The sequence below is a fragment of the Streptomyces sp. BI87 genome (assembly GCF_025957665.1).
In the GTDB taxonomy this organism is placed as follows: Bacteria; Actinomycetota; Actinomycetes; order Streptomycetales; family Streptomycetaceae; genus Streptomyces; species Streptomyces albidoflavus.
The window spans coordinates 2,341,308-2,362,953 of record NZ_CP110079.1 but is presented as its reverse complement, the minus strand read 5'-3'; the positions used below and the strand labels follow the sequence as shown (position 1 = coordinate 2,362,953).

Sequence of the window (21,646 nt, the reverse complement as noted above, 5' to 3'; positions counted from 1 at the left end):
CGGGCCGCCGACGGGCGGGGGGACGGAGGGCGCGGGCTCGGGGGCGGGACGGCGTGGGCACGGGGGACACCTCCGCGTGGCGGGCACGGGCGGGGGAAAGGAGGAAGCGGGTGCCCAGCACGGTAAGCAGATATGACTTACAGACCGGTGGAGCGGGCCGGGCGGCGCGCGCCAGTGTCCCCTGTTTGCGGTAACGCGACCGCGGGCGTCCGTACGGGCTACCAGGTGAAGGCCGGGTCGACCTCCATGCAGGCGGTGTCGTCGGAGCCGTTGAGGGCCTCGGCGGAGTCCGGGGGCTCGTTGTCGCCCTTCTTCGGCTTCGGGAAGGTGTCGCCCTCCGTCCAGTCGGCGCCGATCTCCAGCGTCACCCCGGAGACCTCGGCGGACTTGCGGACGGTGCCCAGCGGCATCCCCAGCGCCTCCGCGACCGACTGGGCGTCGCCCTCCAGCTCGGCGCTGGGGTAGAGGATCGCGGTCTCCTCGCGGTTCTCCACCTGGTTCTGGTCGGCCGTGGCGCGGGTGAAGCCGGCCTCGGTGAGCAGCTTCACGAGGTCGGAGGCGCGGCCGGAGACCGGGGCGGCGACCGGGGAGCCGGTGCCGTTGCGGACCAGGACGGCGATCTCGGCCGGGTCGGCGGCCGGGTCCTCGGAGGTCTCGTCCTTCGACGGGGAGGGCGAGGGGCCGTCCCCGTCCCGGCCGTCCAGCGCGATGTCCTCGCGGACCAGGCGGAACAGCTGCTCGGCGTCCTCCGGCTTCGGCTCCACCCGGTTGCGGTCGGAGGGCGACCAGATCCACGGCATCGTCGCCATGGTGGTCCGGTTGGGGGCGACCTTCTTCAACTCCTCGGCCAGCGAGTACAGCTCGGCGACCGAGGCCAGCTCCTCGTCGACGGTCAGCGCCTCGGTGGCCTCCTCGGCCAGGTTCCGGAGCTTGTTCGGGCTGCTCAGCCCGGTGTTCTCGCGCAACTCGCGGACCAGGGAGTTCATGTACATGTGCTGGGCCTTGGCCCGGGCTATGTCCGAGCCGTCGCCGAAGCCGTAGCGGGTCCGCAGCCACGCCAGCGCGTCCTCACCCTTGATCTCCGTGGTGCCCTTCTTCAGCTTGAGGCCGGAGCCCTTGCCGTCGGAGGTCCGCGAGTGCAGGTTGGCGTCGACGCAGACGGGCACGCCGCCGATCGCGTCGGCCATCGAGACGACGCCCGCGAAGTCGACCATCATGAAGTGGTCGATCCGGATGCCGGTCAGCTCCTCCCAGGTCGCCACGGTGCAGCCGGGGCCGCCGCGCATCAGCGTCTGGTTGGTCATCCGGGTGCCGACGGTCGCCGGGTAGACCTTGCCGGACTCCGGGTCGGTGCACTCCGGGATCTTCAGCAGGGTGTCCCGGGGCATGCTGATCACCGACATGTTGGAGCGGTCCGCCGAGAGGTGGAGCAGCATCTGCACGTCGGCGAGGGCCGGGCCGCCGAAGGTGTCCCGGGCGCCGCCGAGCCGCTGGTTCTCCTCGGAGTCGCGGGCGTCCGAGCCGATCAGCAGGATGTTCAGCGGCGTCTGCCCGGCCGCGTTCGGAGTCGGCTCGGGGGCGCGGGACTTGCCGATGTGCAGCGGCTTGCGGTCCAGGTTGTCGTTGAGGTGCTGGTAGTAGAACCAGCCCGCCGTGCCCGCCGCCACCAGGGTCAGCGCCAGCCCGGCCGCCGTCCAGGCGAGGACGCGGCGCTTGCGGCGCTTCGGCTTGCGGGGCTTCGCGGTCTCCTCGGCCTCCTCGGGGGCGTCCCCGGGGGCCTCGTCGGGCGCGTCCTGCTCGGTGCCGGTCTCGGGTCTGCGTCTGCCGGGCCCCGACTCCCCGGCGGGCGGACCCGGTTGCTCCGGTACGCCCACGGGCGTGCCGGAGCCGCGGTCCGGTAGTTCGTCGGGGTCCTCCGGCTCCGTCCCGCCCTCGCCGTCCGCGCTCCCGGCGTCACCGGCACCGCGCTGGCCGGGCACCTTGGCCCGGCCGGTCTCCACCGCCGCGTCCCGGCCCTCGTACAGTCCGTCGTCCCACCCCAGTGCTCCGGCGGGGTCCTGGTCCCGTTCGGGACCGCCCTCCGACCGTGCTGAGCCCATGTCGTGCCCTCCCCACCTCGCACCGCACGCCCGAGAGCCGCCCCGGCCGTGGTGAGCGGCCGGGGCGGATGCGACGGTGGATCACTTCGCGCAGACGGTCTTGTCCGCGCTGACCTTGTTCACGCCCTTGGGGGCTTCCTTCGGGGCGACGAGCGGTATGCCCGCGCCCTTGAAGTCGCGGCCCAGTGTGAGCTTGACCGCCGGGAGCCCCTGAGAGTTGCTCACGGATTCGCCCGGCTTCAGCGCGGAGGCCGGCAGCCCCATCATGTCGGCGAGCGCGCGGGCCTGCGGGGCCTCCTCCTCGCCGTACTCCACGGTGGTCTTGGCCAGTTCCTCGGGGGCGTTGCCCAACTGCGTGGACTTCAGGACGCCCTGGGTGTTCTGGAGCCAGGTCAGCGTGGTCTGCGCCGAGCCGGTGGCCGCGCCGCCGTTGTAGACGTCGACCCGCACCTCCGTGGGGTCCGCGCGCTCGCCCTTGAGCCGGGCCGCGACCGCCGCCTTCTCCTTCTTCTCCTTCTTCTTGACCGCCGTGAAGGAGACGTCCTCGCGGACCATCTGGAAGACGGACTGCGCCTTCGGGTCGTCCAGCACCACGGTCACCGGGGTCGGCTCGGCCGGGTTGTCCTTGACCGGGACGGTGGCGAACGTCAGGTTCTTCGGGTCGAGTTTGCCCAGCTCCATCCCGAGGTCGCGGAGCTTGGAGATGTCGGCCAGCGTCGAGTCGACGGTCAGCGCCTTGGTGCCCGCCTCGGCGAGGGAGAACATCTTGGCCGGGCTGGTCAGCGTGTCGTTCGAACTCAGCTTGCGCATCAGCGAGCTGAGGAACTGCTGCTGGATCTCGATCCGGCTGAGGTCGCCGCCGAAGCCCACCGAGTGCCGGGTGCGGACGAAGGCGAGCGCGTCCTCGCCCTCGATGGTGTGGGTGCCCTTGGAGAGCTTCAGGTGCGAGTCCGGGTCGTCGATGTCCTTGGCGAGGCAGACCTCGACACCGCCGACGGCCGTGGTGAGGGTCTTCACCGCGTTGAAGTCGGCCACCATGAAGTGGTCCATCTTTATGCCGGTCAGCTCGGTGACCGTCCGCATGGTGCAGCTGGGGGTGCGCTCGCTCTGGCCCAGGCTCTCGTTGAACTTGGTGTTCTGCTTGCCCGGGATGACCGTCTCGGTGCCGTCCTCCTGCTGCGTGGGGCAGTCCGGGATGTCGGTGATCAGGTCGCGCGGGATGCTGAGCGCGGTCGCGTTGGAGCGGTCCTTGGAGACGTGCAGGATGAAGGTGGTGTCGGCGTGGCCGGGGCTGTCCTTGTCGCCGTACCCCTCGTTGCCCTCGCCGGAGCGCTTGTCGGTGCCGATCAGCAGGACGTTGATGGCCCGGTCCTTGCTGAAGCCGCCGGTGCCCGCGCCGTCGTCGGCGACCGAGTTGATGTTGTCCTTCAGGTGCTCCAGGTACGCGTAGGCCGAGGCGGCCAGCGCCACCATCACGAAGGCCAGGACGCCGCCGGTCCACAGCAGGACCTTCTTCTTGCCCTTCTTCTGCTTCTGGCCGCGCCCCTTGCGCCCGCCCGCGCGGCGCGCGGCGGCACGCCCCGGAGGCGGCTCGGGCTCGGCACCCCGGCGCCTGCGCTGCCCCGGGACCGTCTCGCGGGACGGCCGGGAGCCGGGCTCCGGGTCGTCGTGCTCGGGGGCGGGCCGGCGCGGGCGGTCCTGGCCGGTTTGCGGGCGCTCACGGTCGGGAGCCCGGCGGGAGCGCGGAACGGAGCCCCGCCGCCCATTGCCGGGCGGTCGCCCATCGGAAGGGCTCAGTCGCAATTCGTAATCGCCGGTATCCGGGTTGAGTACCCACTGGTCTGCGGGGTCGATATTCTCCGCCCGCCCACGGCCTTGCGCGTCCACGGTTGTCCGAATCCTCCGTCAGGGCCACGCGGCGCCTCGGGTCCCCTCCCCGCAAGGCGCTCATTCGGTCGGTCCGTCAGTCTCCGGCGGCCGTGTCGGGCTCGCCGGATCGCTCACACTATCCGGCCTCTTCGGCCCGGGGCGACGGCGGTGAGGCATTGCTTGTTGCTTACAAGTGGGCATTACGGCGCAATCCCGTGCGCTGTTCCACGGTATTGAGTGGTCTTTTACCCACAGGAATCATTCACAGGCGGAACGGGCCGCGCTATTACCGCTGAAGGTCGGATCAGGAACGGGCGTCGAACGCACCCCCGGCGTACTCGAGGGGGCGCTCGGAGCGCTCGGAGCGGCCGGGCCCGTGCCTGTGGGGCTGGCGGAGGGCGCGGGGCTCGCCGAGTCGTTCGGGCGCGGGGCGATCCGTACCGGTTCGTCCTCCCGCAGCAGGGTGAAGAGTTCGCTCGCGGCGGGCTCCACCAGCTGGTCACGATTGGGGTCCCCCGCGTACGCCTCGCGCGGAACGGTCAGGAACCGCACCTCTTTCGTGGGGATGTTCCGCATGGAGCGCACGAGGTCGTAGAGGTCGATGAGGGAGGCGATGGACGGGTCGGTGGTCAGCGAGGAGGTGGCCGCGTCCAGCAGGGGGTAGAGCTTGCCCGGGTTGAGGAGGACGCCGTTGCTCTGCACCTTGGCCACCAGGGCGCCGAGGAACTGCTGCTGGCGCTCCATCCGGTCGGTGTCGCTGCCGTCGCCCAGGCTCTTGCGGGCCCGTACGAAGCCGAGCGACTGCTCGCCGTTGAGGGTGTGCTCGCCCGCCGGGAGCCGGACGTGCGCGTCCTTGTCGTCCATCGGCTGCTTGAGGCAGATCCGCACCCCGTCGACCGCGTCCACCATCCGCTTGAACCCCTGGAAGTCCACCACCATGTGGTGATCGACCCTGATCCGCGTCAGGCGCTCGACGGTCCGGATGGTGCACGCGGTTCCGCCGTAGGAGTACGCGTAGTTGAACTGCGCCGTGCGCGCCGGTGCGCTCCTGCCGTCCGCGCGACGGCAGGAGGGGATCTCCACCATCAGGTCGCGGGGTACCGACATGGCGGTCGCGCTGCGCCGGTCGGCCGCGAGGTGGAGCAGGATCACCGTGTCCGAACGCTGGCCCCGGGCCGCACCGTACTGGCCGTTGCCCTGTCCGGCACGGGTGTCGGAGCCGACCAGCAGGATGTTGAGCGCCCCCTGCTTCGAGGGGAGCGGCCGCTCCTTCTCGTGCCGCTCCAGCTCGGCGATGACCGCGTCGTCCCGCGTGATGTTCCCCTGGAGCCGGTCGTAGAGCGCCCACGCGCCGAACCCGGCGCCGATCAGCGCCACCGCCGTCCCCGCCGCCGTCCACCGCACCCAGCGCCGCCGCAGGAACGGGCGCCGGGCGGGCCCCTGCCGCGCCGGGCGCGGTCCCCAGCGCGCCCCCTGTTCCTTCGCCCCGCTCCCCTCCGTCCCCTGGTTCTCCTCGTCCCCCTGCCCGTCGGGCCGGCCCGCGCGGTCCGTCACGGTCGGCCACCACCCTCCGTCTCGGTACGGCGTCCCCGAAGCCCGGGCACCCCTCCCTCCCGACGACACCACCCCCCGGCTCGCGAGGCGCGCGGGCCGGGGGGTGGTGTGGGCCGTACGGGTGAGCGTCGGGGGCTCAGAGCAAGGTCAGGTCCACCCGCTCGTCGGCGACCCTGCGGGCCAGCCCCTCCTCGGACAGCCGGCCGGCGTTGCGGCACAGCACGACCGAGCCGCCGGCGGCCAGGGGCGCGTACAGCCCGGCCGCGAGCCCTTCCCAGGTCTCCCAGCCGAGCCCGGACAGGACCCGGTCGCCCGGACCGAGGCCGAGGCGGGCCGCCTCCGCGCGGGCCTCCTCGACCAGCTGGGCGCCGGTCAGCTCGCGGCCGGCCACGGACAGGGCCGGCTCGTCGGGCTCCACCGGCGCGAAGGGCGCGAACCGGTCGCCCTGCCCGGGTACCTCCACGGCGTAGTCGGCGAAGCCTTCGGGAGCGTGCGGGAACCGCCCGCCCAGGGGGCGCAGCGCCAGCGCGATCCGCTCGCCGGAGCAGGCGCGGGCCGCGTCCAGGGTGTCGGGGCCGCTCACCACCAGGTCGGCGGCGGCCGGGTCGCCGCCCACCTCGGCGACGACGCCGGTGGAGTGGCAGGCCAGCAGCCACACGGCGCTCTGCCAGTGCGCCGGGAGCAGCAGCGCGAGCCGGTCGCCGGGCTCGGCGGAGAGGTCGCCCTGGAGCAGGTTGGCGGTCTTGGCCACCCAATTGGCGAAGGTGGCGACGGAGAGTTCGACGCGCTCGCCCGTCGCGTCGTCGTAGAAGGTCACGAGCGGGCGGGCCGGATCGGCGGCGAGCGCGGATCGCAGCAGGTCGGCGGGGGTGCGGTCGATGGCGTTCACGCGCGCAAGCGTACGCGGGGCGCAGCGTGCGGGTAGCGGACGCCGGAGTGCGGAGCGGGGCGACACGCCGACGCGCCGTCAAGTCACCTATGGACAGCTTTGGTCGGTTATGCCGATGATCATCTGTATGCGTGGATTCCTTGCTTCCTCGATCGGCGTGACCTGCGCGGCCGCCCTGGCCCTGCCCGCCGCCCTGCCCTCCGGAGCCCTCGCCGCGACCGCCGCCCACCCCCGGGCCGGCGCGGCTGACACCTCGACCGGCGCCCGCGCCGCGGACGCCCTCCCCGCCGCGCCGCCCGGCGCGCACCCCCTGCCGGCCGCCGACGACACCCCCGGCCACACCCGCTCCCTGCCCCTCCCCGACGCCCCCGCCGACCGCTCGCCCGGCGAGGGCCCGGACGAGCGCGCCCTGACCCCGCGTGAGGTCGAGCCGTTCTCGCTGCTCGGCGTCGTCTGGGACGACCCGGACGCCCTCCTGGAAGGCCGGGTCCAGGTCCGTACCCGCTCCACCGTCACCGGCGCCTGGTCCGGCTGGCAGGAGCTGGAGACCCACCACGACGACCACGGAGCCGACCGCTCCACCCCCGAGGGCGCGGCCGGCCGGGGCGCCACCGCCCCGCTGTGGGTCGGCCGTTCGGACGCCGTCGAACTGCGCGTCACCTCCCGCGACGACCACCGCCACCAGGGCGAACGCACCACCGACCGGCTCCCCGAGGGGCTGCGCCTGGACCTCGTCGACCCCGGCGAGGCGCCCGCCCCGGAGGAGCCCGCGCCCCAGCCGACCCGCGCCGGGGCGCCCGCCGCCGAGCCCGCCGCGCTCCCCGCGCCCGCCGCCGAGCCGGCCGTCCTGCCGGAGCTGACCCGCGAGGAGACCCTCGCCGAGCTGGAGGCGGCCCGCGCCGTCGAGGAGGCCGAGGCCGGCGCCGCCGGTCCCGGGCAGCGCGCGCAGCCCTACGTGGGGCCGCGCCCGAAGATCGTCACCCGGAAGGGATGGGGCGCCGACGAGAAGCTGCGCGAGAAGGGCTTCTCGTACACCGGCAAGGTGAAGGCCGCCTTCGTCCACCACAGCGCCACCGGCAACAACTACACCTGCGCCGAAGCCCCCTCCGTCATCCGCGGTATCTACCGCTACCACACCAAGAGCAGCGGCTGGCGGGACCTCGGCTACAACTTCATGGTCGACAAGTGCGGCACCGTGTACGAGGGACGGGCCGGCGGCGTAGACAAGGCCGTCCTCGGCGCCCACACCCTCGGTTTCAACAGCAACAGCACGGGCATCGCCGTCCTGGGAAGCTACAGCAGCGTCAAACCGCCCAAGGCCGCCGTCGACGCGGTGGCCAAGCTGACCGCCTGGAAACTCGGCCTGTCCGGGGCCAACCCCAAGGGGAAGGTCACGCTCACCTCGGGCGGCAGCAACCTCTACGCGAAGGGCAAGAAGGTGAGCCTGCACGTCATCTCCGGCCACCGGGACGGCTACTCCACCGAGTGCCCGGGCACCCGCCTCTACGGCCAGCTCGGTACGGCGCGCTCCGCCTCCGCCCGGCTCCAGGGGCGCTGACCGGGCACGGGGCCGGCCGGCACCGTGCGGGCTCGGAATGGGGCGTACCGCACCGGTCTGCATAGACTGGCCGGCCGAAAGACAGTTCGGCCGGCCCCGGCAGGAAGCAGAGACGCACAGTGACTCAGGCCCCAGAAGCGATCCTCCTGGTGGGCGGCAAGGGCACCCGGCTGCGGCCGCTCACGGTGCGCACGCCGAAGCCGATGGTGCCCGCCGCGGGCGTCCCCTTCCTCACCCACCAGCTGGCCCGTGCCCGCGCCGCCGGCGTCGAACACGTGGTGATGGCCACCTCGTACCTCGCCGAGGTCTTCGAGCCGTACTTCGGTGACGGCTCCGACCTCGGGCTCCACCTCGAGTACGTTACCGAGGAGGAGCCCCTCGGCACCGGGGGCGCCATCCGCAACGTCGCCCACCGGCTCCGCTCCGGGCCCGACGACCCCGTCCTCATCTTCAACGGCGACATCCTCACCGGGCTCGACATCCCGGCCCTCGTCGCCACCCACCAGGAGAGCGGCGCCGACGTCTCCCTCCACCTCAGCCGCGTCGAGGACCCGCGCGCCTTCGGCCTCGTCCCCACCGACGAGGCCGGGCGCGTCCTCGCCTTCCTGGAGAAGCCGCAGACGCCCGAGGAGATCGTCACCGACCAGATCAACGCCGGGGCCTACGTCTTCCGCCGCTCCGTCATCGACACCATCCCCACCGGCCGCCCCGTCTCCGTCGAACGCGAGACCTTCCCCGGGCTGCTGGAGGGCGGGGCCCACCTCCAGGGCATGGTCGACTCCACCTACTGGCTCGACCTCGGCACCCCGCAGGCCTTCGTCCGCGGCTCCGCCGACCTCGTCCTCGGCCGGGCCCCCTCGCCCGCCGTCCCCGGCCGGCGCGGCGAATCGCTCGTCCTCGACGGAGCCCGGGTCGCCCCCGACGCCAAGCTCTCCGAAGGCACCGTCGTCGGCACCGGCGCCCACGTCGGCGCCGGCGCCCGTATCACCGGCTCCACCCTCCTCGACGGCGCGTACGTCGCCGAGGGCGCCGTCGTCACCGACTCCCTCATCGGCGCCGGGGCCCGGGTCGGGGCCCGCACCCACGTCACCGGGGCGGTCATCGGCGACGGCGCCGACGCCGGCGCGGACAACGAGCTGCGGGACGGACTGCGGCTCTGGTGCGATGCCGTCCTGCCGGACGGCGGGGTTCGGTTCTCGCCCGACCGCTGAGACTGGCCGTGGGGCGGTCGGGGGTGGGCCTCAAGCGCCGGCCGGGCTTCTTTGGCCTCAAGCGCCGGCCGGGCTGTCATGTGGCTGGGGCGGCGCTTCGACCGCCGGTCACCCGTGGCCTCGAACGCCGGCCGGGCTCCTTGGCCTCAAGCGCCGGCCCGGCTGAGTGGCCTCAGTCGCCGGCCGGGCTGTCGGGCGGCTGAGATGGTGCCTCGGCCACCGGTCTCGGATGGCCTCAAGCGCTGGCCGGGCTCGATTTTGGCCGACGGCGCTGCCACCCGATTCATGCGGTCCAGCCTCACCGGTACCAGCCCGGCCGGCGACTGAGGCCACTTGAGCCGGGCCGGCGCGTGAGGCCACCCGAGCCGAGTGGCTGAGGCACCACCTACAGCCCCGATCCAGCCCGGCCGGCGTTTGAGGCCAAATGGAGCCCGGCCGGCGACTGAGGCCGAAGAAGCCCGGCCGGCGTTTGAGGCCACCCCACGTGTGACCGGCGTCGCACACCACCCAACCCCCCGCGCCCGCAGGCCAGTCCAGCACCAGGACCCCCAGTGGCGACCCCGGCCCCCAGTTCCCTGGCGCCCCGCGCCAGTACGCTCTGGCGCATGGCAGGACGTTTCCCCCCGAGGCCCCGTGCCCCGTACGGCACGAGCGCGGGTGCCCCCTGCCCGGACACGCGCCCGGACCCCACGGGCGCCCGCAGCTTCCGTGCGGCCACGCGCGCCGCCGCCGCGGCCAAGCCGCAGACCCCGGCCAGATCCAGGACGTGGACCCCGCCCTACCAGGCCGACCTGGGCCTGATCCTGGGCGTCCTGCGCCGCGGCCCGGGCGACCCGGCGTTCCGCCTGACCCAGGACCGCGCCGTCTGGCGGGCCAGCCGCACCCCCGAGGGCCCGGCGACGCTGCGGGTCGCCCTGCGCGCGGGCAGGGCCGAGGCGACGGCCTGGGGACCGGGCGCCGACTGGTTCCTGGACCGGCTCCCGGAGCTGCTGGGCGCCGCCGACACTCCGGAGGCGTTCACGCCCCGCCACCGCCTGGTGGCCGACTCGGCCCGCCGCGCCACGGGCCTGAGGCTGACCAGGACGGGCCTGGTGCTGGAGTCCCTGATCCCCTCGGTGCTGGAGCAGAAGGTCACCGCCGACGAGGCGTACCGCGCCTGGCGCCGCCTGCTGACCCGGCACGGCGAACCGGCCCCGGGCCCGGCCCCGGAGCGGATGGCCGTCATGCCCGACCCCCGGGCCTGGTCCCTGATCCCGTCCTGGGAGTGGCACCGTGCCGGGGTCGACGACAAACGGGCCGCGACGATCCTGCGCGCCGTACGCCTCCACTCCCGCCTGGAGCGGGCCGCCGGCCTGCCCCCCGAGAAGGCGGCGGCGCTCCTGGAGGCGGTCCCGGGTATCGGCCCCTGGACCTCCGCCGAGGTCGTCCAGCGCACCCACGGCGCCCCGGACGCCGTCACCACCGGCGACCTCCACCTCCCGGGCATCATCGGCTACGCCCTGACCGGCGACCGCACCACCGACGACGCGGCCATGCTGGAACTGCTCGCCCCGTACGCCGGCCAGCGCCACCGGGCGGCCCGCCTGATCCTGCTGGCGGGCCGCGTACCGCCGCGCCGGACGCCGAAGATGCCGTACAGCGACATCTCGCGCCTGTGAGGGCGACGGGAGGGCGGGGCTAGCGCACCGTCAGGAACGTCTCCGGGTCGCGGCCGGGGCGGTCGGCGGGCGGGGTGGCCGCGCGGCCCACCGCGACGGCGCCCATCGGGTCCCAGGTGTCCGGGAGGTCCAGCGTCTCGCGGACGACCTCGCGGCAGAACATGGTCGAGGAGACCCAGGCCGAGCCCAGCCGCTCCCCGGCGAGGGCGACGAGGAAGTTCTGCACCCCGGCGCCGGCGGCGACCACGAACATCTCGCGTTCGGCGGCGGACCGGCGCTCGTCGGGGTAGGTGTGCGAGCCGTCCATGACGAGGCAGGGGACGACCAGGTACGGGGCGTTGCGCAGGACGTCGCCGCGGCGGACCCGCTTGGCGATGGACTCCTCGCTCTTGCCGTCCCGGCGCAGGTCCGCGATCCAGGCGTCGCGCATCGCGTCGAGCAGCCGGGTGCGGGCGGCGGCCGACTCCAGCAGCACGAACCGCCACGGCGTGGTGTGGTGCGGCGCGGGCGCGGTGACGGCGGCCGCGACGGCCCGGCGGACCGCGCCCGGGTCGACCGGCTCGTCGGTGAAGGAGCGCACCGTCCGCCGCAGCGTGACCGCCTCGCGGACCGCCTCGGAGGTGCCCAGCCGGAACATGTCGTCGGCCGCGCCGCGCACCAGCTCCCGCGCGCCCGCCCCCTCCTCGCCGCCGACCAGCGCGGAGAGCCCGCTGACCACGGCGACCGGCAGCCCCTCGGACTTGCCCTTCACCAGGTCGCCGGCGGCGGCCAGTTCGTCGGCGAGGGCGATCACGGTGGCGTGCAGCGGGTTGCCGTGCGCGTCGGTGCCTCCGCGCAGGTCGTCCAGGACGCGGACCCCGGCGGAGCCGATGGCCACGTCGGTCAGGCCGTTGCGCCACGGCCGTCCGAACGTGTCGGTCACGACCACGCCGACGTCCACGCCGAGCGCGTCCGCGAGCCCGGCGCGGATGGCGCGGGCGGAGGCGTCGGGGTCCTCGGGGAGCAGCAGCACCGTCCCCGCCGGGGTGTTGGAGGCGTCGACGCCGGCGGCGGCCATGATCAGACCCTGCCGGTTCTCCACGATGCGCAGCGCGCCGCGCCGGGCCACGACCCGTACGGTCTCGGCGTCGATGGCGGCCTCGCGGGAGTCGGCGGCGAGCACCCGGCCCTCGGCCTTGGAGACGATCTTCGAGGTGACCAGGACGATGTCGCCGTCGGCCAGCGTGGGGGCGGCGGCCGCGATCAGCTTGGCGAGGTCGTCGCCCTCGCCGACCTCGGGCAGCCCGGGGAGGGCCCGGACCTGGAAGGCGGGAGCGGTGCTCACGCGCGGACCTCCTCGGCCAGGGCGAGCGCCTCGCGGGCCATGGCGGCGGTGGCGTCCAGGTCGGTCATCATCAGCGGCACCGCGCGGCAGCGGATGCCCGCCGCCTCGACCTCGGCGACCGCCTCGGTGTCGGCGCTGTCGACCAGCCAGCCGTCGAGCAGCCCCGAGCCGTAGTGCTCGGCGACGGCCGCCGCGGTGGTCTCGACGCCGATCGCGGAGAGCATCTTGTCGGCCATGCCGCGCACCGGGGCGCCGCCGACGATGGGGGAGAGGCCGACCACCGGCACGCCCGCCTCCGCGATGGCCTCGCGGATGCCGGGCACCGCGAGGACGGTGCCGATGCTGACCACCGGGTTGGACGGCGGGAAGAGCACCACGTCGGCCTCGGCCAGCGCCTCCAGCACGCCGGGCGCGGGCTTGGACTGCTCGGCGCCGACCGGGACCACCGCGAGCGCGTCGACGGAGGCCCGCAGCCGCACCCAGTACTCCTGGAAGTGGACGGCGCGCCGCTCCCCGTCGAGCTCGACGGCGACGTGGGTCTCGACCCGGTCGTCGCTCATCGGCAGCAGCCGCACCCCGGGCTGCCACCGCTCGCAGAGCGCCTCGGTGACGGCGGAGAGCGGGTAGCCCGCGCCGAGCATCTGGGTGCGCACGATGTGCGTGGCGAAGTCCCGGTCGCCGAGGCCGAACCAGTCGGGCCCGACGCCGTACGCCTTGAGCTCGTCCTTCACCTGGAAGGTCTCGTCGGTCCGCCCCCAGCCCTGCTCCTCGTTGATGCCGCCGCCGAGGGTGTACATGACCGTGTCGAGGTCGGGACAGACCTTCAGGCCGAAGAGGTGGATGTCGTCACCGGTGTTGCCGATGACGGTGATGTCCGCGTCCGGGGCCGCGGCCTTGAGACCGCGAAGAAACCGGGCGCCGCCGATGCCGCCTGCCAGAACCACAATGCGCATGGGCTCAGTGTGTCAGGCGCGCCGGTTCCTCCGCCGGGGTGGTCACGGACCGCTCCAGGGTCCGTACCGGCATGCTCGTCAGCCCGGGGAAGTAGACGTGGAGGCTGACGGCGGGCTCCAGCGCGTCGTTGACCACCTCGTGGGCGTGGCCGGGCGCGACGACCCGGTGCCCGCCGGGCCGCAGCACCTGGCGCCCGCCGGGCGTGTGCTCGGTGAGGGCCCCGTCGAGGACGGTCATGACCCCGGCCGAGCGCCCGTGGTCGTGGGCGCCGCTGCCCTGCCCGGGCAGCCAGGAGAGCAGCCACACCTCGTAGCCGGGTCCGGTCTCCAGCCGGTGGTACCAGCGGCTGGTGGCGTCGTACGCGACCAGCGGGGCCCAGCGGGCACGGTCGGCGGCGACGGTCCGGGCGAGCCGGACGAACCCGGCGACGGTGCTCGGGTGCTCGGGGGCGGGACGGAGCAGGTGCTGCACTTCCAGCAGGTCTCCGGCGATCTGGAGGTCGCTGTCCTGGTTCATGGTGCGGGGGTTCCTCGGCAGGGGAGAGGTGGGCGCGGGGGAGGGGAGGCGACTGCCGTGCGGCCGGGTGCGGGGTGCGCGGGGGCCGGGGCGCGTACCGCGCCGGGGTGCGGCGGGACGCGGGACCGGTGCGGTCCCGCGTGCTGCGGTACGGGGTGCTGAGCGGTTCGGCCTGCGGATGGGCGGCCGGTGCGGTCAGCGGCAGTCGGAGCCGGCGGGGCGACAGCCGGCGGCGGAGGGACAGAGGCTCCGCGGACAGTGACAGGGCTCGCAGAAGTGGGCAGCGTCGATGGAGCCGACAGGGCGGGTCCAGGAAAGCGCCGAATTCGCGAGCATGCCCCACAGGAGACCGGCTGACACCCGCGATGTCAACTCATGGTCCGGATTGCGGCCTATGTTTCACCACATCCGGTTGCAGGGAGCGGAGAAAGGTTTGTGCGCCCGCCTCCCGGGACACACGGCGGACCAGGTCGGGCAGTCGGCCTGCGAAGGTGATCACCGTTGCCGTCCCGTGATCGCGCTGTGATCAAGTTCGCTTCGGCGAGGCTCGCGCAACGCGTCCCGGGAGGGTGGCGTCCTCCCTGCCGGAGGGAGGTCCGTGAAGGGCCCGCGAGGGCTGCGGGGGAGCGGAATGCGCGCCTCCCACGTCGCTGCGTGACGGAAAAGGTAGGGGTTTAGGACGATTTGTACACTTACCGCGAAGGCTTGGTTCCGCAGAGTGAATAAGGGGCTCAATAGCAGATCCCGGCTTGACTCGCCCGGATCGGCGCACCTGTAATTTCACTCGTGTCGCCCGGCCGGAACCGGTAACGACAGCATCACGGGGACATAAAGACAGACGAGGGGCGCTAATGACCGAGCTGTTCGAACAACTGCTGGTCGAGGAAGCGGACGAAGAACTCGGCTGGCAGGAGCGCGCACTCTGCGCCCAGACCGATCCCGAGTCCTTCTTCCCCGAGAAGGGCGGCTCCACCCGTGAGGCCAAGAAGGTCTGCCTCGCCTGTGAAGTCCGTTCGGAATGCCTCGAATACGCGCTCGCCAACGATGAACGCTTCGGAATCTGGGGCGGTTTGTCCGAGCGCGAGAGGCGGCGCCTGAAGAAGGCCGCCGTCTGACCCGGGCCCCAGCGCCCGGCCCGCCCCACGCGGGCCAGCACCACCGCACCAGCGCACGACGAGCACCACCCCGCACCACCCCAGTACGACCCCGTACGGCCCGAGCCGTACGACCCCGAGGTCCCGGCCTCAGGCCGACGCCCCGGACCACCGCGACCCCCGCCCGCGCCGTCCCTCGCGAGCAGGCCGCCCCACCGCCGCCCGGCACCCAGCCCGACCGGCCCCCACCCACGGCCCCGAGCGGAGCGCCCGTCCCAGCGCTCCGCCGCCCGCCCCCAACTTCCAGCCCCCGGGCCCGACTCGGCTTCCAGCCACCCGGGCCCGACTCGGCCCGACCACCCCGACTCGGCCCGACCACCCCTCCTCGGCCCGACCACCACCCCTCCTCGGCCCGGCAGACACTTCTCAGCCCGCCCGGCACACCACAGCCCGGCCGGCACACCACAGCCCGGCCGGCGATTGAGGCCACCTGAGCCCGGCCGGCGATTGAGGCCGAAAAAAGCCCGGCCGGCGATTGAGGCCATCGGTGACCGCGGGCACGGGGCGCCCGCACCCCCAGGCACACCGGAAACCCGAACCCTGCCCAAGGGCCGCCCCAACAAACGCCAGGCGGCAACCCCGCCCCCGACGTGCCGTTAGTGTGGGGCCCCGTCCGAGACTCCCGCCCGCCCGCGGCGGGCGTCACCGCAGTCCACCGAACCGGGGCCCGTACCTCGATGTCCGTGCACAGCCACTCGGCGGCCTACCTGGCCGCCTCCGCAGGGTCGATGTCGGACCCGGCCGCCGCCACGACGGCCACCCCGACCAGCCTCCCGGGCCTCGACCCCACCAGCGCACCCGCCTACGCGCGCCACGTCGTCACCGCCGTGCTCGTCACGCACGACGGCGCCCGCTGGCTCCCCGACGCCCTCGCCGGGCTCCTGGCCCAGGAACGGCCGGTGCAGAACGCCGTCGCCGCCGACACCGGCAGCGCCGACGACTCCGCCCGCCTGGTGGCCGACGCCTTCGGCGACGACCGCGTCCTCCACCTGGCCCGGCGTACCGGGTTCGGCACCGCCGTCGACGAGGCCGTCCGCGCCGCGGGCGTCCTCACCCCCGACGACCTGCCGTACCTGAAGCGGCCCGGCGGCTGGGACCCCGTAGCCCGTCAGTGGCACGACGAGAACTACGACCTGCCGGAACTGCCGTACGGCGAACCGGAGCAGTGGCTCTGGCTGCTGCACGACGACTGCGCCCCGGCCCCCGACGCCCTGGCCGAACTGCTCGCCGCCGTCGAGGCCGAGCGCGAGGCCGGCGGCGACGTCGCCGTCGTGGGCCCCAAGCTGCGCGGCTGGTACGACCGCCGCCAGCTCCTCGAAGTGGGCGTCACCATCGCGCACAGCGGCCGCCGTTGGACCGGCCTGGACCGCCGCGAGCAGGACCAGGGCCAGCACGACCACGTCCGCCCGGTCCTCTCCGTCTCCACCGCGGGCATGCTGATCCGCCGCGACGTCTACGAGGAACTGGGCGGCTTCGACCGCGCCCTGCCCCTGATGCGCGACGACGTCGACCTGTGCTGGCGCGCCCAGGCCGCCGGGCACCGCGTCCTCATCGCCCCCGACGCCGTCCTCCGGCACGCCGAGGCCGCCTCCCGGGAGCGCCGTACCGTCGACTGCGCGGGGCGCGGCACCACCAGCCCGCACCGGGTCGACAAGGCCGGCGCCGTCCACACCCTGCTGGTCAACAGCCGTGGTGGCGCCCTGCCGTGGGTGCTGCTGCGGCTGATCGTCGGCACCGTGGCGCGCACCCTCGCCTACCTCGTGGGCAAGGTGCCCGGCCAGGCCGTGGACGAGATCTCCGGGCTGCTCGGCACCCTGCTGCGTCCCGGCCGCATCCTCAGCGCCCGCCGCAGACGCGGCAAGGGCACCGTCGAACCGGCCGAGCTGAAGCCGCTGTTCCCGCCGCCCGGCGCCACCGTCCGGGCCACCGTCGAACAGGTCGCGGGCAACCTCACGCGCGGCTCCGACGCCGACGCCCCGGGCGCGGGCCGCCACGGCGGCGCCGTCGAGTCCGGGCCCGGCGGGGACGACGCCGACTTCCTGGAGGTCGAGCAGTTCGCCCGGCTGAAGCGGCTGGCCCGCAGGCCGGGCCCGGTCCTCCTCGCCGTGCTGCTGCTCGCTTCGTTCGTCGCCTGCCGCGCCCTGCTCGGCGGCGGCGCGCTGGCCGGCGGTGCCCTGCTGCCCGTACCGGACCAGCTCGGCGAGCTCTGGGGCCGCTACGCCGACGGCTGGCACGCCGTAGGCACCGGCACCACCGAGCCCGCCCCGCCCTACCTGGCGCTGCTCGCCACCCTCGCCGCGCTCCTGCTCGGCTCCACCCACGCCGCCGTCACCGTGGTCCTGGTCGCCTCCGTCCCGCTCGCGGGCTTCGCGGCCTACCTCGCCTCCGGCTCGCTCGTCCCCTCCCGGCTGCTGCGCGCCTGGGGCTCGGTCGTCTACGCCTTCCTGCCCGCCGTCACCGGCGCGCTGGCCGGCGGGCACCTCGGCACCGCCGTCCTCGCCGTGCTGCTGCCGGTCATGGCCCGCGCCGGGCTCTCCGCCGCGGGGCTCCTCGGCCACCCCGGCACCTGGCGCGCCACCTGGGCGTACACCCTGCTGCTGACGCTGGCCACCGCGTTCACGCCGATGGTGTGGCCGCTGGCGCTGGTCCTCGGGATCGGCGTGCTGGTGGTGCGCCGGAGCGCGCTCCGTACGTACGCGCCCCGGTTCGTCGCCCAGTTCGCCACCCCGCTGCTGGTGCTGGCGCCCTGGTCGCTGACGCTGCTGCCGTTCGGCTTCTTCCGGACGGCCGGGCTCGACACCGCCACCGGCGGCGCCGGTCCGCTCGACCTGCTGGGCGCTTCCCCGGGCGGGCCGGGCACCCTCAGCGCCGTCCTCTTCCTCGGCGTGGTCGCCGCCGCGCTCGGTGCCCTGCTCCGCGAGGAGCGGCGCCGGGCCATCCTCACCGCCTGGGCCGTCGCCCTGACCGCCCTGCTCTTCGCGGTCCTGGCCAACGCCTCCGCCTGGGCCGGCCCCGCCACCCTCGTCCAGGGCGCCGCCCTGCTCGGGGCCGCGCTGGTCGGTGCCGACGGGGCCCGGCACCGGGTCGCCGAGCAGAGCTTCGGCTGGCGCCAGCCGCTGGCCGCGCTGATCGCGCTGGCCTGCGCACTCGGCCCGGCCGCCGCCGCCCTGACCTGGATGGCCGCCGGCGCCGACGGCCCCCTGGAGCGCCGCGACCCGGTGCAGGTCCCGGCCTTCGTCGCCGAGGAGAGCCGTACCCAGGACCAGGCCCGCACCCTCGTCCTCGCCGGGGACTCCGCCGCCGAGGTCAGCTACGCCCTGGTGCGCGGCTCCGGCGGGCGGCTCGGCGACGCCGAACTGGCCGCGGCCGCCGGCACCGACGACCGGCTCTCCACCGTCGTCGCCCGCCTCGTCGCCGGCTCCGGCGCCGACCAGGCCGACCAGCTCGGCGGCTTCGCCGTCCGCTACGTCCTGGTCCGCGACGGCTCGCCGCGCGAGATGAGCCGCGTCCTCGACTCCACGCCCGGCCTCACCCGCCTCAGCCAGCAGGACGGCAGCGCCCTGTGGCGCGTCGACCGGCAGGTCTCGCGCGCGGCCGTGGTCGCCAAGGACGGCTCGGGCGAGCCGCTGCCGGTCGCCGCAGGCCCTGTCGAACTGCACACCGAGCTCCCCGCCGGCCCGGCCGGACGCGTACTGCGCCTCGCCGACACCGCCGACCCGGGCTGGACCGCCACCCTCGACGGCGAACCGCTGGAGCGGGTCACCGTCGACGACTGGGCGCAGGGCTTCACCCTCCCCGAGGGCGGCGGCCGCCTCGACGTCACCTTCGAGGACCCCTTCACCCACACCGCGTGGATCTGGACGCAGGGCTTCCTCGGCCTCGTCCTGGTCGTCCTCGCCCTGCCCGGCCGCCGCCGCACCGTCGACGACGACATGCCGGACGAGCCCGCGCCCGTTCCCGCCCAGCCCGTCGAGGGCGAGGGCCGCCGCGCCCGCCGGCTGCGCGCCCAGGCCGAGGCGGAGGCCGAGGCCGCCGCCCCGGAGACCGGACCCGAGGCGGACATCCCGGAACAGCGCGAGCCCGCCGCCGACGAGCCCGACCCCGCCTGGACCGCCCCCGAGCCCTACGAGCCCGCCGGCCCCCCGCAGGGCGGCTACGACCCGTACGGCTACCAGAACCAGGGCTACGACCCGTCCCCGCAGGGCTACCCGCCCCAGCCCGGCTACGACCCGAACGCCTACGACCCGTACCAGCAGCAGCCCCAGCCCCAGGACCCGTACCAGCAGGGCGGCTGGCAGCAGGGGCAGCAGGGCTATCCCGGGTACGAGCAGCAGCCGCAGCAGGGCTACGGCCCGGACCAGGCGGCGCCGGAGTACGGGCAGTACGAGCAGCCGCCCCACGGCCACGGCCGTGAGCGTCCCGACGGGAGCCAGCAGTGAAGCGCACCACCCTGTCCCTGATCGCGGCCGGCGCCGCGCTGGCCGCCGTCACCTCGGTGGCCGCCGTCGCCGCGCCCGAGGAGGGCCCCGCCGCCACCGGCAAGGCGGCACAGCAGCCCGTGGAGCGCACCTCGCTGCTCTGCCCGGCCCCCAGCAGCTCGGAGCTGGCGGAGACGACGTACACCGCGTTCACGCCGAAGACCGAGGTCTCCGCCGACTCCGGCACCGCCGCCCTGGTCCCGGCCGCCCGCAGCCTCGCGGGCAAGGACGACAAGGACGACAAGGAAGAGAAGGACGACAAGGACGACAAGGACGGCAAGAAGGGTGAGGAGGAGAAGCCCTTTCTCGCCGTGAAGAAGCAGGGGGCGCCCGTCACCGCCGAGGAGAACGGCTCGGGGGCGCCCGCGCTGATCGGCCTCGCCGAGGGCAGCCTCGCGCCGGGGTGGAGCGCCCAGCAGACCACGCACTTCACCGCGGGCGCCGGTCGCGGCCTGCACGGCGCCGTCTGCTCCGCGCCCGACACCGACTTCTGGTTCCCCGGCGCCTCCACCGCCGAGGACCGCAGCGACTACCTCCACCTGACCAACCCGGACGACGCGGCCGCCGTCGTCGACATCGAGCTGTACGGCAAGGACGGCGCCCTCGACTCCGAGGTCGGCGAGGGCATCCAGGTGCCGCCGCGCTCCAGCGTCCCCGTCCTGCTCTCCACCCTCACCGGCAAGCCGCAGACCAACCTGACCGTCCACGTCACCGCGCGCAGCGGCCGGGTCGCCGCCGCCGTGCAGGCCCTGGACCAGAAGGTGGGCGGCGACTGGCTCACGCCCTCGGCCGAGCCCTCGGCCTCCGTCGTGCTGCCCGGCATCCCCAAGGACGCCACCGCGGTCCGCCTGGTCGCCTTCGCGCCCGGCTCCGCCGACGCCGACCTGAAGGTCTCCCTCGCCGGGCCCAACGGCTCCCTCTCGCCCGCCGGCAACGAGACCCTGCACCTCAAATCGGGCATGACCACCGCCGTCGACCTCGCCGACGTCACCCGGGGCGAGCCCGGCTCCCTGGTCCTCACCCCGACCGGCGACTCCGGCGACACCCCGGTGGTGGCCGCCGTCCGCGTCATCCGGGGCAAGGGCGCCGAGCAGGAGAGCGCCTTCATCCCGGCCGCCCGCCCGGTCGGCGACCGCGCCACCGTCACCGGCAACGGCGCCAAGGGCACCTACCTGTCGCTGACCGCGCCGGGCAAGGCCGCCAAGGTCCGCGTCACCGCCTCCGCAGGAACGGGTGGCGGCACCGCCGCCACCAAGACCTACTCCGTGGGCGCGGGCCGGACGCTGGCCGCCGACATCCCGCTCCCGGACTCGCTGAAGGGGACCTACGCCCTGACCGTCGAGACCGTCTCCGGCGGCCCCGTCCACGCCTCCCGCACCCTCACGCTGAGCGGCGCGGCGGCCGACGGCATCTCGATGTTCACCGTCCAGAACCTCACCGACGACCGGGGCACGGTCACCGTCCCGGCCGCCCGCCCGGAGATGGGCGTGCTGCTCGACTGAGCCGCCGCCCGCGTACCGCCGCCCGCCCCGCCCCGGAATCCCGGGGCGGGTCGGGCGCCGTTCACTCCCCCTCGCCGTACCGGGGGTCGACCGCCTCCGGGGTCAGGCCCAGCACGTCGGCGACCTGCTCCACCACCACCTCGTGCACCAGCAGCGCCCGCTCGTCGCGCCCCTTGGCCCGGATCTCCACCGGCCGCCGGTAGACCACCACCTGCGCCGGCCGCCCCTTGCGCGCCTCCACGGCGGCCCCCAGCGGCACCGCCTCGTCCTGCCAGTCGTCCCCGGGCCCCTGCGGCCTCGGCACCTCCTGGACGACGAAGTCGATGTCGGCGATCTGCGGCACGTGCCGCTCCAGCCGCTCCACCGCGTCCCGCACGAAGTCGTCGAAGACCTGCGCCCTGCTCGCCGAGAGCGGCACCTGCGGCGGGGCCACCGGCCCGCGCATCCCGCGCCCGTGCCGGTCCCGGTGGCGCGGGCGCGGACCGCCGGGCGGGGGGCAGGGCGGTACAGGAGGTGAACCGGTGGCGTCGGCGCGCCCGGCGGCGCCCGGCGCGTCCGGCGCGCCCGCGGGGTCCGGCGAACCCGGAGAAACGTCGTCCATCACCGTCGCAGCGTAGTCCGCACCCGTCGTCGGCACCCTCGGTGCCCGGGCGGCCACCCCCATAAGCGTCGGCCGGTTTCGGCCAAACCGGGGCGCGAACCCGACCAGGGCGGGCTCCCGGCACCCCCGCCCCACCCCCGGCACCCCCGCCGAACCGCCCGCGCCGCACCGCATCACCCCACCTCAGAAGGGTCCCGCCGAGCCGCTCGCGGGACCGACACGGCGGGGTCGGCGGGGGGAGAGTCGTCGCGGCCCGTTCAAGAGTGCGGTACCGTCCAA

General features: G+C 74.7%; 14 protein-coding genes. 6 read left to right on the top strand and 8 right to left on the bottom strand.

Annotated features, from left to right (window positions below; translation table 11 throughout):
* Window positions 1–218: 218 nt before the first annotated feature.
* From OIM89_RS10125 to OIM89_RS10110, 4 genes are all read right to left on the bottom strand, one after another.
* On the bottom strand, window positions 219–2,099 hold the full coding sequence (locus OIM89_RS10125; protein WP_030697307.1) for an LCP family protein: 1,881 nt from the start codon (window positions 2,097–2,099) through the stop codon (window positions 219–221).
* 81 nt (window positions 2,100–2,180) lie between these two features.
* Window positions 2,181–3,902: an LCP family protein gene (locus tag OIM89_RS10120; RefSeq protein ID WP_151168287.1), complete on the bottom strand. Its 1,722-nt coding sequence runs from the start codon at window positions 3,900–3,902 to the stop codon at window positions 2,181–2,183.
* Between the two features lie 324 nt (window positions 3,903–4,226).
* Entirely contained in the window at window positions 4,227–5,522 is a 1,296-nt protein-coding gene (locus OIM89_RS10115; RefSeq protein WP_226964329.1) for an LCP family protein, read from the bottom strand.
* A 136-nt stretch (window positions 5,523–5,658) separates the two neighbouring features.
* Complete coding sequence (locus OIM89_RS10110; protein WP_151168285.1) at window positions 5,659–6,411, bottom strand: TIGR03089 family protein; 753 nt, start codon at window positions 6,409–6,411, stop codon at window positions 5,659–5,661.
* Between the two features lie 127 nt (window positions 6,412–6,538).
* Here OIM89_RS10110 and OIM89_RS10105 point away from each other — a divergent pair, with 127 nt between their 5' ends.
* From OIM89_RS10105 to OIM89_RS10095, 3 genes are all read left to right on the top strand, one after another.
* Window positions 6,539–7,969, top strand: a complete 1,431-nt coding sequence (locus tag OIM89_RS10105; protein WP_175458059.1) for a peptidoglycan recognition protein — start codon at window positions 6,539–6,541, stop codon at window positions 7,967–7,969.
* Between the two features lie 119 nt (window positions 7,970–8,088).
* Window positions 8,089–9,180, top strand: coding sequence for a sugar phosphate nucleotidyltransferase (locus tag OIM89_RS10100; RefSeq protein WP_047468299.1), 1,092 nt, complete (start codon window positions 8,089–8,091; stop codon window positions 9,178–9,180).
* 605 nt (window positions 9,181–9,785) lie between these two features.
* Window positions 9,786–10,838 carry a DNA-3-methyladenine glycosylase family protein gene (locus OIM89_RS10095; RefSeq protein WP_186009362.1) on the top strand — a complete coding sequence of 351 codons (1,053 nt, stop codon included), beginning with the start codon at window positions 9,786–9,788 and terminating at the stop codon, window positions 10,836–10,838.
* Window positions 10,839–10,857: 19 nt separating this feature from the next.
* Here OIM89_RS10095 and OIM89_RS10090 read toward each other — a convergent pair whose 3' ends face one another.
* From OIM89_RS10090 to OIM89_RS10080, 3 genes are read right to left on the bottom strand one after another with little or no spacing between them, the layout of a single operon-like run.
* On the bottom strand, window positions 10,858–12,162 hold the full coding sequence (locus tag OIM89_RS10090; protein WP_264491166.1) for a coenzyme F420-0:L-glutamate ligase: 1,305 nt from the start codon (window positions 12,160–12,162) through the stop codon (window positions 10,858–10,860).
* Window positions 12,159–13,115: a 2-phospho-L-lactate transferase gene (cofD, locus tag OIM89_RS10085; RefSeq protein ID WP_030697299.1), complete on the bottom strand. Its 957-nt coding sequence runs from the start codon at window positions 13,113–13,115 to the stop codon at window positions 12,159–12,161. The genes OIM89_RS10090 and cofD overlap by 4 nt, the downstream gene beginning before the upstream one ends.
* A 4-nt stretch (window positions 13,116–13,119) precedes the next feature.
* Window positions 13,120–13,632 (bottom strand): cysteine dioxygenase, encoded by a 513-nt coding sequence (locus tag OIM89_RS10080; protein WP_030697298.1) that lies wholly within the window; start codon window positions 13,630–13,632, stop codon window positions 13,120–13,122.
* 851 nt (window positions 13,633–14,483) lie between these two features.
* Between OIM89_RS10080 and OIM89_RS10075 the strand changes: the two genes are divergently transcribed.
* From OIM89_RS10075 to OIM89_RS10065, 3 genes are all read left to right on the top strand, one after another.
* Entirely contained in the window at window positions 14,484–14,747 is a 264-nt protein-coding gene (locus OIM89_RS10075) for a WhiB family transcriptional regulator (protein WP_003950432.1), read from the top strand.
* Between the two features lie 716 nt (window positions 14,748–15,463).
* Window positions 15,464–19,225, top strand: coding sequence for a glycosyltransferase family 2 protein (locus OIM89_RS10070; RefSeq protein ID WP_264491165.1), 3,762 nt, complete (start codon window positions 15,464–15,466; stop codon window positions 19,223–19,225).
* Window positions 19,222–20,766 (top strand): DUF5719 family protein, encoded by a 1,545-nt coding sequence (locus OIM89_RS10065; RefSeq protein ID WP_264491164.1) that lies wholly within the window; start codon window positions 19,222–19,224, stop codon window positions 20,764–20,766. Before OIM89_RS10070 ends, OIM89_RS10065 begins: the two co-directional genes overlap by 4 nt.
* Window positions 20,767–20,827: 61 nt before the next feature.
* On the opposite strand, the gene OIM89_RS10060 is transcribed toward OIM89_RS10065, so the two are convergent.
* The gene (locus OIM89_RS10060; protein ID WP_023421858.1) at window positions 20,828–21,211 is read right to left on the bottom strand and encodes a metallopeptidase family protein; all 384 of its coding nucleotides are present in this window, start codon (window positions 21,209–21,211) and stop codon (window positions 20,828–20,830) included.
* Window positions 21,212–21,646: the final 435 nt, after the last annotated feature.